This window comes from Chamaesiphon sp. OTE_20_metabat_361, from assembly GCF_031364565.1.
In genome coordinates, this window is record NZ_JANLWO010000486.1 from 1 (window position 1) to 11491 (window position 11491).

The following is an 11491-nucleotide window of genomic DNA, read 5'->3' on the forward strand; positions in this document are numbered from 1 at the left end:
AAATAGCGCACTTATGACTAATTCCTAGTATAGTCATGCCCGATCGTCAGATCCAGAAGTTATCATAATTACTAGGTCAAGTATTTAAATTGTCAAGTCAAAACTCTAGCACTAGAAGCGGACTAGATACTCAGCTACTAAAGCAGGAAAATATTCAGAGGATAGTAATATGGGATTATTCGATCGGGTGAGCAGACTGCTGCGGGCGAATGTCAATGATATGGTGAGCAAAGCCGAAGATCCAGAGAAAATTCTGGAACAGGCAGTGATGGACATGCAGGAAGATTTGGTACAACTACGCCAAGCCGTTGCCAGCAGCATCGCCAATCAAAAACGCACCGAGCAACAGTACAACAAAGCGATGGGCGATGCCAATAGCTGGCAGAGCAAAGCGCAATTAGCATTGCAAAAAGGCGATGAAGATCTCGCCCGTGAAGCCCTGGTGCGGAAGAAGAACTACAGCGAAACTGCCGGGAGCCTCAAAGCTCAGTTAGACGGGCAAGCAGGCATGGTAGACACGATGAAAAAGAGTCTGATCCAACTTGAAGGCAAGATTTCCGAAGCCAAAACCAAGAAAGACATGCTCAAGTCGCGTTCCCAAGCTGCCAAGGCTCAGGAGCAACTTCAAGGTGCCGTCGGTCGCCTCGGCACTAATAGTGCGATGGCAGCTTTCGAGCGGATGGAAGAAAAAGTCTTAATTCAAGAAGCTAAGTCTCAAGCCGCCGCCGAACTTACTGGTGCCGATCTCGAAAGCAAATTTGCCGCGCTCTCGGCGGGTAGCGATGTCGATGACGAGCTAGCAGCGATGAAGCAGCAAATGCTCGGTGGGACAGCTCAACCAGCCGCCGCACTACCTCAAGGGACTGTCTCGCCTACTGCCGCGCCGACCACCCCCAAAGATACGGTCAAAGCGCCAATGAGTCCCCAGGATGAGGAATTAGAAGCTTTACGCAAACAAATTGACGGTCTGTAGATCGCATTAACACGCACTAAATTCTGGGGTTTTGCCCAGTGATTAGCTAGTAGTTTATTTTTCTAAAGTGACTAGGGACGGTTGTCGAGATCGATCGTCCCGATTGTCTTGTCAAAAATTTGACTGGCTTACGCGATGGTAAGCAACGGTAAATTCGGCATAATTATTTCAACTCCCAGAAATTCCCTGAAACCCATGTGGTGGGCACTGCCCACCCTACTACCAGATAGCTGAATTCAGTCCAGATTTTTGCCGCTATTATCTGATGCCCCTCCTCGATCGAATTACGAGCGATTTATCGATCGAGCAAGGGCACGCCATAATTGCATCAACTTCAAAACCGCATGATTTGGTGATTGAGGCAGCAATACAAGTGTTCGCGCTGAAAGGGCTGGGTGGGTACTGTCTTGTTTCGCTCAATCTGGAGGGAACCTCCAGAGCGCGAACCGCTGCCCACCATCTAGGTTTCAAGCAAAAGCTATCTAACAAATATTTGCATCTACCTAGTCACTCAAAATTATTTGTAGGCTTTGTGATGGAATGTGGTGAGTTTTCGCAGGAAGTCTAATATATCTAGATCGACTTGTTGCGATCGATGATATGTGTTGAATCGAGATAAAACGATCGCCGATCGTGTCAGGATGGATTTAGTCACAAGCTGTAGATAAAAGAGTAATATTTAGTTACAGTCGAACGATGATGACTGCTCCGCAATTGAGTGGCAATCGTACACGCGATCGAAATGAATTAAGCTTAAACCCCGTATTTACCAAATTAGCCAACCAAATGATAAAGAAACCATTAGCATTATTGTGTGTGGGTTTAGTTTCAGTTGAATTAGGTTACTTTTCAGCCGTCATAGCTGCCGAGACCAAACCAGTCGATCGGACGATCGGGTGCGATATCATGGTCGCAGGTGGTGGCTTGAGCGGGATGGCAACCGCCTATGAAGGACTCCTGGCGGGCAAACAAGTCTGCATGACTGAGATTACCGACTGGGTGGGCGGACAGATCTCCGCGCAAGGTGTCTCCGCCCTAGACGAACGTCCTACCCAACGCGCCAAAAAATATTTCCCGCGCGGTTATCTAGAATTTCGCCAAAAAGTTCAGGATTATTATGGCAAGCTAAATTCCGGCTACTGCTGGGTGAGCGAAGCTTGTTTCTTGCCGAAAGATGCTCACAAAATCCTGTACGGGATGTTGAAAACAGCCGAGAGTAAAGGGCGCGGCAAACTCTACTGGTATCCTAATACCGTCGTCAAAGAACTAATCGTCGGTAAAAGAGGCAACGGGCAACAGATTAATGCCGTCATCGCCATTCAGCACCAACCCCAACCGGGAACGGCACCACTCAATACCGAGCCGCTATCGAAAACAATCGAAGATAGTTATAGCTATCAAGATTCGCCCAGATTTCAAAAGCGCAAAATTGTCTTCATTCCCACCTATAAAACCCCCAAACAGCAAGCAGCCAAACCCGCCGACTGGTATGTCGTCGATGCCACGGAAACCGGAGAACTAATCGGTTTAGCAGATGTCCCCTATCGGCTGGGACTAGATCCGCGCTCATCACAAGAACCTTCCGCAGCCACTACCACAGGCGATCCTTACTGCACTCAAGGATTTACTTATCCTTTCGCAATGGAGACAACTTCAACGCCGCAACTCCAAGTAGAACCAACTTTTTACCAACAGTACTCGCCCTATTACAGCTACGAACTCAAGCGGCTGGCTGATTTTGGCGTAGTCTATACTTATCGGCGGATTTATAGTTCTGGCAAGGGCAAACCAACCAAATTTGGTGGTATCAACTATACAGCCCCCACACCGGGCGATATCTCCATGCAGAACTGGACATGGGGGAACGATTATCGTCCCGGTAGCGCCCAGGATAATCTCATCCTCGATCGATCGCAACTAAAAACATCCGGGCAATTGGGCGCAGGTGGCTGGATGGGGGGCTTACGTGCCGATACCCTCCGCAAAGGCGAAGAAAACGCTCAAGGCTTCTACTATTGGCTCGTGGCTGGCACGACCGATTCTCGCGCCAATCCCGACCCCAAATCCCCAAATTACTGGGTCAAAACTACCAATCCCAATCAACGCTATGTCAGCGGATTAGATTCCCCGATGGGCACCGCGCACGGATTGTCCAAATATCCCTACATTCGCGAAGGACGTAGGATCGTCGGTAGACCTGCCTATGGATACAAAGATGGATTTACGATCGCAGAGGTCGATATGAGCCGCAACAACCTGCTAGATCCTAAAAAAGTACCAGATCTATCTCCCGCAGCATATCGGCGGTTACAAGCCGAGTTATCGGGGGTAAATGCCCTCAATGTCCTCACTGGCGATAAACCAACTCCCCGCAATCGCGCGACTCTCTATGCTGATACCGTCGGCATCGGACACTACGCGATCGATTTCCACCCCTGTATGCAAAATAGCCCCCCCGAATCGCCAAATAACAACGAACGTGCTGGCGCACGGCAAGGCGAGGGACAAGCTTATCCTTTCCAAATTCCGCTACGCGCGATGATCCCGCAAAAGATTGATAATATGTTAGTGGCTGGCAAAAGTATCGCCACCAGTCACGTCGCTGCTGCTGCCTACCGAATTCACTCTTTTGAATGGTCTGCTGGTGCTGCGGCAGGTACTACTGCTGCCTTTGCATTAGATAAAGGCATCACCCCCGCCCAAATGGTCGAGCCACTTCCCAATCGATCGCCCGAGCTGCTAGAGTTACGCAAACGCCTAGAAACCAACAATAACCCCACGTCTTTTCCGAAAACTTCGATTTTTAATAATAATTGGCAAGAGTGGAAGTGATTAAAATGACGATTACGACTGAAAGGTCAAGTCAAACAGTAACTGTACCTAAAACGTATCCGAACTTTAAAGTCATCGTCTTAGATGATGACTTTAATACCTTCGAGCATGTACATACTTGTTTGATGACTTATATCCCTGGCATGAGCGAAGATCGGGCGTGGGAACTCACCAATCAAGTCCATTTTGAAGGTCGCGCGATCGTCTGGGTCGGCCCGCAAGAACAAGCCGAACTCTATCACCAGCAGCTCCGCCGTGCGGGTTTGACGATGGCACCTCTAGAAGCAGGTTAGGGAAATAAGTTTATTAAAACCGATCGATCGAGCGTTAAAACCTTCGGCGATCGGCTCAATAAAGTCAGCATTTCGCTCTTAATTAAAAAGTAAAATATTGGCTGACAATCGAGCGCAGCTCCTCAATTTTTTCAATAAGTTGGGGAACTGCGCCAGGTTTAGTGTAAAAACTTCGATCCGATCTTGATTCTGGGTATGCTAAAGATCGATGAATTCGGACAAGATGACAACTTTTATGCCTGACGCTCGGCAAACTCCCCAACGCTACGTTAGAATCAGTAAATACTTATCCAAGCACTTGCGCCATCAGCCAGAACGATTGGGATTAGAACTCATGCGCGGTGGCTGGATTGAAGTAGATAAGTTCTTAGCAGCAGCATCAGTACATGGATTTGAGATTAGTCTAGCCGATCTACAACAGGTAGTTGCCACCAATGATAAACAACGTTTTGCATTTAATGAATCCGGCGATTTGATTCGCGCCAATCAGGGACATTCGATCGAGATCGATCTCCAGCTTTTAGATCGAACTCCTCCAGACATTCTCTATCATGGCACTCACATTCGAGCGATCGCCGCAATTTTTGCATCGGGATTGCAGAAAATGTCTCGCCATCACGTCCATCTCACCACAGATCTGAATATGGCATTCAAAGTGGGTAGTCGGCGAGGCGAAAGTGTCATTTTAGCTGTCGATACGCTAGCAATGATTGCTGACGGTTTTAGCTTTTATCGAACAGAAAATGATGTGTGGTTGGTCGATGCAGTCCCCCCGCAATATTTAACACAATTAGATCGCGTGCCGTGAGCGTTGACGCTCTAACAGCATATCTTAAGGTAGAAAATTAATATGGGCTACGACAATTTCAATCAAACTAATAACGCTCAAAGCAAAGGACTATTAGCCTCGGGCTGGCGACCCCTGAATCGAGATTTAGATGTTGGATTTTTTGCCAATATTGTGGTTAATGATACCTGGAGCTTGGCAAAACGGAGTGCCGACTTTTTGAGCGATGTTGCTGACGCTCTCAGCCGCAGACAATATGCGTGGTGGGCAAACATCCTGAATGTATTTTCCGATAGCGTTCAGTACGAATTTAACGAGCTGTGGAACTATATTACCCCCGATCCAGCAGCACCCGATCGTCGTCATAAAGATGTCTTAGTCTCCCAAACACCGATCGTCCAATTAGTCAGTCGCGATAGCATTCCGATCGAGTATGTCCTGAATCGACTCGAAGAGATCACCATGAAGAATATTCTGGAGATTTTGGGTACGCCGGATCTGATTACTCAGTACTATTGGGAACGGTATTTTTATTATCCACCCGATCGATTCACCACCTGGGAACGCTTAGAAGTCCTCGGTTATGTGTCGGCATATTGGAAGGAATATGATATCTGGGTACAAGTTGAGACATACGAAAAAGGTAAGCGTCAATATACAATTTCTGCTAAAGATTTAGCACCGTTAATTAGTAAGGCTACCTACGATGTAGCAGTGATTCTAAGCGGCTATAAAAGTCGCGTAGGTAAAATCAATAGCGACTATCCCATTCGATCGTTTTCAGCGGAAATTCAAAGCTTTAGCGATCGCGTCCAACAAGCCATCCTCGAAGAAGATCGCGTAGCAGTCTTGATTAATGGTGCCCCCGGTACGGGTAAAACCGTGTGGACGCAAGCACTAGCCAAAGAAGTATTGATGCCATTGGGTTATGTAATCTTCATCCTCGATCGCGATGCCGTCGAGAATTTTGTCCCACCTAGCTATCTCGAAAAAATTTGTTTGATTATCAATGAAGCGGACAATCTAGCCAAAGATCGCGCTCTCGAATCCGCTCAAGACAATAGCACCACCGAACATATTTTAAGCCTGCTCGATGGGACATTATATCGCAGCGTGATCGATGAGGCGGGAGTACACATCGAACAAAAGTTGGTGGTATTAATGACCTGCAATACTACCGATCGGATGGATCCGGCTTTATTACGCAAAGGACGGGTTGATTTTACCTATGAATTCGTTCATAAATTTGTTTAAATTGAATAATCGATCGGGAAAGATTTCGCCTCTTTCGGCTTGATAAATACTTGCTGCTGTGGTGCGAGCTGTAACTCATCAAAACGTTCGCGCGTTAGGTGTGCCATGATTACCTGCCCATCATCTAGAGCTAATTCTGCTTGAATTTCTGAGCCGAGATGGGTGACGCGGTTGACTTTGGCAGCGACGTTACTAGTACTCGATCCGGTTTCAATGGCAATATCTTGAGGGCGCAAAAACATTTGTGGATTGGTAGTTGCTAACCGATAATTTTGGAAGATATTTGAACTACTGGGTAAGATATTTACTGGCCCAATAAAGCCCATCACAAACGCATTATTAGGACGATTGTAAATCTCGGCGGGAGTGCCGACTTGTTCGATCCGTCCTTTATTCATAATGACAATATTATCGGCAACTTCCATGGCATCCGATCGATCGTGGGTAACAAATACCGTCGTGACGCGAGATCGATCGTGGAGTTGGCGCAACCAGGCGCGTAAATCCTTGCGGACTTTGGCATCCAACGCCCCGAACGGCTCGTCGAGGAGGAGGATTTTGGGTTCGATGGCTAAGGCTCTAGCAAGGGCGACACGTTGGCGTTGTCCGCCAGAAAGCTGGGCTGGGTAACGATCGCCCAAGCCGCTAAGTTGAATTAAATCCAGGAGTTCGGCAACCTTTTTTTTGACTTTTGCAGCGGGGATCGATCGAATCTCCAAACCAAAGGCGATATTTTGACCGATCGTCAGATGTTTGAATAGGGCATAATTTTGAAAGACAAAGCCGATATTGCGTTCTCGCACACTCTGCTTAGTTGCATCCTCTCCTCCTAACCACAGTCGCCCTTCGTCAGGTACTTCGAGTCCAGAAATCAACCTCAAGAGCGTCGATTTACCAGAGCCGGAAGGGCCTAGCAACGCAATCAGTTCACCTCGATCGATTTCCAGATTTACGCGATCGACAGCTTGGAAATTTCCAAACCGCTTAGAGATATTTTCTACTGCAATTCCCACAATTTATGTTGATTGGTGTAGCCTCTGCACGAGAGAATTTACAGGTAATCGCTCGAATTATCGTATCTTAGCATCGGTCGCTGACCGACCGTACGCTGCGCGAACAGGCGGCGATGAGCAATTTTGGGTATACTAGTATGGGGACACTATTCTTTCTAATTTAGTAGCTATGTCAGATCTCGATCGCGGCATCATGAAATTCAAAGGGGCAGATACGCCAGCAGCCATCGCCATCTCTTCGACGCTGGTATTAGGTGGGATTGTCGTCCTGGTTATCTGGGCATTGCGACATGCCTACGCTGTCTAGACGATCGATCGATAAAATTAAGATCCAAGCGGTTAGAAACCGCTCCTACTAATGGTAGGGGTAATTCATGAATTACCCCTACCATTAGTTGCCAGTAACGCCTGCAACGCTGTTAAATGCCGATTCACACACTACCGATCGATGTAATTCACCTGATTGCCGCTGGGGAAGTTATTGATTCTCTGAGCGCGGTGGTGCGGGAACTGTGTGAAAATGCGATCGATGCTGGCGCGACGAGAATTACAGTTTCGTTATTTCCCGATCGCTGGCGAATTCGGGTAGCTGATAATGGGATCGGGATCGAACTTGCCGATCTCCAACAGGCGGCAACAGCTCACAGTACGAGTAAAATCGACGATCGCGATGACCTTTTTCATATTACTAGTTTGGGATTTCGGGGCGAAGCGCTGCACAGTCTCGCCCAACTTGCCAATCTGGAAATCTACAGCCGTCCCCGCCACAGTAGCGACGGTTGGCATCTAGTCTACAACCATCAGGGTGAAGTGCTGCGGCAACAAGAAGTCGCGATCGCCCCCGGTACGGCAATCGATGTCGAAGATTTGTTTGGGGACTGGGAGGCCAGACGGGAAGGTTTGCCCAATCTCAATTGTCAACTGCGTCAAGTGCAGACGGTAATTCACCATCTGGCGCTCTGCCATCCCCAGATTAATTGGCTAATAGAACAGCAGCATCGTCCCTGGTTTCAGATTATCGGCTCTAAGACTACTCAGCAAATTATTCCCCAATTATTGCCGAAAGTGCGGGTGGAGGACCTTCAGTATGTGGAGATGGGGGGATGGGGGGACGGGGAGACTGGGGGACTGGGAGACGGGGGGAAACTCGATCTCGCAGCAGATCTTGTCGGGCGTTGCAGTTATTCAACTAGTCAGACGAAAGATTTTCAGGAGGAGTTTAAACTTCAGTTGACATTGGGATTGCCCGATCGGTGTCATCGCCATCGGTTAGACTGGGTGAAAGTTGCGGTGAACGGTCGGATTGTCAGGGCACCAGAATTGGAGCAAACGATAATAAGTGGCTTGGCGCGAACATTGCCGCGCGATCGTTATCCTGTCTGCTTTTTACATCTTCAGATTCCCCCCCACTACATCGACTGGAATCGCCATCCCGCCAAAGTGGAAATCTATCTCCAGCAGGTAGAATACTGGCAAGCGCAAGTATCCCAAGCGATCGATCGTGCCTTGAATCTTGAACCTGAATCGATCGATGATGATACTCACACCAGCCGAATCGGTAAATTACTCGCAGTCGCCGAGCAGCAAGGAGCCTACCATATCCCCCAACGGGCAATTATAAATGATGGTGACGGTCTGGGCTTGCTCGAACTCCGCGCTGTCGGACAGGTACACAATACCTATATCATTGCCGAACATGCCGATGGCTTGTGGCTGGTAGAGCAACATATCGCTCACGAGCGGGTGTTATACGAGCAAATAAGTACTGCTTGGCAGCTTTTACCACTCGAAACGCCGATAATTCTCTCGCACCTGTCAGAGCGGCAAATAGCCCAACTACAGCAAATCGGCATTGCGATCGATCCTTTTGGTGAAGGGTTGTGGGCGATTCGGACGGCTCCAGCGCCCCTATTGATGCGAGAAGATATCGCAGCGGCAATTACCGAACTTAGCTTAGGCGGAGACTTACAAGCCGCTCAAGTTGCCGTCGCCTGTCGCTGTGCGATTCGCAATGGGACACCGTTGAGTTTAACTGAGATGCAAAGTTTGCTCGATCGCTGGCAACGCACCCGCAATCCGCGCACCTGTCCCCACGGACGACCGATTTATCTGGCATTTAAAGAAAGCAGTCTAGCGCGATCGTTTCGTCGTCATTGGGTGATCGGCAAGAGTCACGGTATTTAGAACATCTAGTGGCGCATCAAAGTCATCAGACATCTCGAACATACCTTGCATGGTACCAGCTTGACGACGTTTTGGTGTTGGTGTCGGTGGATTGCTTTGAGCATAATTTGCCGCGAGAAATTCGGCATAGTGAAGTACTTCCTGTTGCAGTTTTTCGGGAAGCTTTTCGAGACTAGCGATTAGGGTTGGAGATAGCATTGTGAATGTACCTTGGGTGAGAGGCTTTGCCAACTATTACATGTGTTCTACCATTTCAACAGTTTAAGACTAAATTTATGCTGTAACTACCTGATGATTAATCCCGCAGCCATCCGAATAAATCTCCTACAGTGAGCTGAAAATCTTTGGCAAATTCAGGCACGGGTAATACATCGACCTCTTCATCGAATACTTGGGTCGATCGATCCGTTGCATAGACAAATACCGAGCGCTCTGCTGGATCTATCAGCCAACCCATTTGCGTCCCATTTTGCAAGCAATGTAAAATATTTTTGGTTACTTTGGTCTGACTTTGGTCGGGAGATAGGATTTCAATCGTCCAATCTGGTGCAATCTCGAACACATTAGCAATATCGCCATTTTCATCGCGAGGAATGCGCTCGCTAGTAAATACTGTCACATCCGGTATGGTCGATCGACCGCCAAAGCTGCAACGAAGTTCTGGATAAGCACGAGCAATTTTCAGAGGTTTGAGTGTTGCCTCAAGATTAATTATTAGTTGTCCCTGAATTAAGCTGTGTTTCCCTTGCGGCATTGGCTTTTGAATAATTTGACCATCGATGAATTCATTTGCTGGCTTAGTTTCTGGCAGCAATAGGAATTCTGTTAAGGTCATGACTTTAACTGGCGATCGAACCATCTTGAGTCCACCTAGCATTCAATATAAAATTTTAAGCCGATGGCGAGATTTGAACTCGCGACCAATTGATTACGAATCAACTACTCTACCACTGAGCCACATCGGCGGAATCGGGTAAAATTAATGTACCCAGCCAATTATTATAGATGGAATCGAGCACAAAATGACAGAATTACAGCCAAAACCTAAGCCTGATTCGATCGATCCCGAACTGTGGAGTCGGCTCCAGGCGGAGGCAAAATCGCCCTTTAGAGGCTTACGTCAGTTTGTCTACGTGAGTTGTTTAGCGTCTGGGGCAATTGGTGGAATAGTTTTTTTCTTTAAAGTAATTGCCGGGAGGGATCTAGAGACAAATGTTCCCAATCTAGCGCTCCAAATTGGAGTAGTTGCTGTGATGGTATGGCTGTTGCGGGTTGATCGATCTAAAGTCTAGCGTGTCAATTTCCAAAAATACCAGACAGGAGTAATTTACCTATCTGGTATCTGATTTCCAACTTAAAGCGACTTAACCGCGACGCAAGTTGAGCAACTCTTTAGGAGAAGCTAAAAGATCGATCGCTACAAAGAAGATTTTACCTTGAGGATCAAGTAAGAACCGCCAAGCAATGTTCATCCCTACACTGGCACCAAACCAAGGAGTTTGAACTTTTCCGGTGACTTTAACTTGGGTATAACCATCATCGATCGACTCGACCACACCACGTTCTGGTAACATTTTCAGGCCGACACATTCTTCCCGCATGTAGGTGAGAATTGCCGCAGGGCCAACAACGGGAGCTTGGAAAGGAGGTTGGAGTGCGCCTTCTTCTGCAAATAAATTAGATGCCGCCATGAAGTCAAAAGCATTCATGTTATCGATGTAGCTCAAGACGGTATAGTTTTCCACACCTTCGATAGCAGCACGAGAACGATCTGCAAAGGCACGAGGCGTAACCGAAGGTGCTTCGCGCTTATCGTAGTCTTGACCGCGAGCGGGGTCATAACCCATGTTAACTACAGTATTCCGCAATACCGTGATCTGTTGACCTGCATCAAGCTGCTTGATTGTTTCGAGTAATGCACTTGCTTCAGCAGAAGGTACATAGTCAGCAGGAATGGGTGCCACCAGACCCTGTTTCATCATTTGTCCCAGTTCATACCAAAAGCCAAGCTTGGTATTCATGCGGAATGCAGTGTAGGCGCGGCAAATTGGCGTATCTGTGTGCATCGCAAAATCGGTCATGACTTGAGTCTGATCAGCAGGCTGCATCGCCTTAATTTGATCGAGCAGTGGTTGCGCCAGTGCCATACTCGCCG

General features: G+C 47.7%; 13 protein-coding genes and 1 tRNA gene. 8 read left to right on the plus strand and 6 right to left on the minus strand.

Annotated features, from left to right (window positions below):
• Window positions 1-169: 169 nt before the first annotated feature.
• Window positions 170-973 carry a PspA/IM30 family protein gene (locus tag RMO35_RS14165; protein WP_309741955.1) on the plus strand — a complete coding sequence of 268 codons (804 nt, stop codon included), beginning with the start codon at window positions 170-172 and terminating at the stop codon, window positions 971-973.
• Window positions 974-1490: 517 nt separating this feature from the next.
• Here the strand turns inward: RMO35_RS14165 and RMO35_RS14170 are convergent.
• Complete coding sequence (locus RMO35_RS14170) at window positions 1491-1628, minus strand: hypothetical protein (protein WP_309741956.1); 138 nt, start codon at window positions 1626-1628, stop codon at window positions 1491-1493.
• Window positions 1629-1759: 131 nt separating this feature from the next.
• On the opposite strand from RMO35_RS14170, the gene RMO35_RS14175 reads away from it, so the two are divergent.
• The 4 genes from RMO35_RS14175 (at window position 1760) to RMO35_RS14190 (ending at window position 6139) form a co-directional block, all read left to right on the plus strand.
• Window positions 1760-3805, plus strand: coding sequence for an FAD-dependent oxidoreductase (locus RMO35_RS14175; RefSeq protein ID WP_309741967.1), 2046 nt, complete (start codon window positions 1760-1762; stop codon window positions 3803-3805).
• 5 nt (window positions 3806-3810) lie between these two features.
• Window positions 3811-4098 carry an ATP-dependent Clp protease adapter ClpS gene (clpS, locus tag RMO35_RS14180; protein WP_309741957.1) on the plus strand — a complete coding sequence of 96 codons (288 nt, stop codon included), beginning with the start codon at window positions 3811-3813 and terminating at the stop codon, window positions 4096-4098.
• Window positions 4099-4321: 223 nt separating this feature from the next.
• A complete protein-coding gene (locus RMO35_RS14185) occupies window positions 4322-4906 on the plus strand; it encodes an RNA 2'-phosphotransferase (protein ID WP_309741958.1) in 585 nt (194 codons plus the stop codon).
• Between the two features lie 42 nt (window positions 4907-4948).
• On the plus strand, window positions 4949-6139 hold the full coding sequence (locus RMO35_RS14190) for an AAA family ATPase (RefSeq protein WP_309741959.1): 1191 nt from the start codon (window positions 4949-4951) through the stop codon (window positions 6137-6139).
• Here the strand turns inward: RMO35_RS14190 and RMO35_RS14195 are convergent.
• The gene (locus RMO35_RS14195) at window positions 6136-7152 is read right to left on the minus strand and encodes a TOBE-like domain-containing protein (protein WP_309741961.1); all 1017 of its coding nucleotides are present in this window, start codon (window positions 7150-7152) and stop codon (window positions 6136-6138) included. The genes RMO35_RS14190 and RMO35_RS14195 overlap by 4 nt on opposite strands.
• Window positions 7153-7321: 169 nt before the next feature.
• Here RMO35_RS14195 and RMO35_RS14200 point away from each other — a divergent pair, with 169 nt between their 5' ends.
• Both RMO35_RS14200 and mutL read left to right on the plus strand, forming a co-directional pair.
• Complete coding sequence (locus RMO35_RS14200; protein WP_309736204.1) at window positions 7322-7459, plus strand: hypothetical protein; 138 nt, start codon at window positions 7322-7324, stop codon at window positions 7457-7459.
• Between the two features lie 116 nt (window positions 7460-7575).
• On the plus strand, window positions 7576-9336 hold the full coding sequence (mutL, locus tag RMO35_RS14205; protein WP_309741963.1) for a DNA mismatch repair endonuclease MutL: 1761 nt from the start codon (window positions 7576-7578) through the stop codon (window positions 9334-9336).
• Here the strand turns inward: mutL and RMO35_RS14210 are convergent.
• From RMO35_RS14210 to RMO35_RS14220, 3 genes are all read right to left on the minus strand, one after another.
• Window positions 9283-9534 (minus strand): DUF2281 domain-containing protein, encoded by a 252-nt coding sequence (locus RMO35_RS14210; RefSeq protein WP_309741964.1) that lies wholly within the window; start codon window positions 9532-9534, stop codon window positions 9283-9285. The two genes, mutL and RMO35_RS14210, sit on opposite strands and share 54 nt — an antisense overlap.
• Before the next feature lie 97 nt (window positions 9535-9631).
• Window positions 9632-10195 (minus strand): Uma2 family endonuclease, encoded by a 564-nt coding sequence (locus RMO35_RS14215; RefSeq protein ID WP_309741968.1) that lies wholly within the window; start codon window positions 10193-10195, stop codon window positions 9632-9634.
• Between the two features lie 34 nt (window positions 10196-10229).
• Window positions 10230-10301: transfer RNA gene (locus RMO35_RS14220), tRNA-Thr, on the minus strand.
• Window positions 10302-10358: 57 nt separating this feature from the next.
• On the opposite strand from RMO35_RS14220, the gene RMO35_RS14225 reads away from it, so the two are divergent.
• The gene (locus RMO35_RS14225) at window positions 10359-10628 is read left to right on the plus strand and encodes a DUF3493 domain-containing protein (protein WP_309741965.1); all 270 of its coding nucleotides are present in this window, start codon (window positions 10359-10361) and stop codon (window positions 10626-10628) included.
• Window positions 10629-10700: 72 nt separating this feature from the next.
• Here the strand turns inward: RMO35_RS14225 and RMO35_RS14230 are convergent.
• Window positions 10701-11491, minus strand: a 791-nt coding sequence (locus tag RMO35_RS14230; RefSeq protein ID WP_309741966.1) for an orange carotenoid protein N-terminal domain-containing protein, incomplete at its 5' end; no start/stop codon positions are given.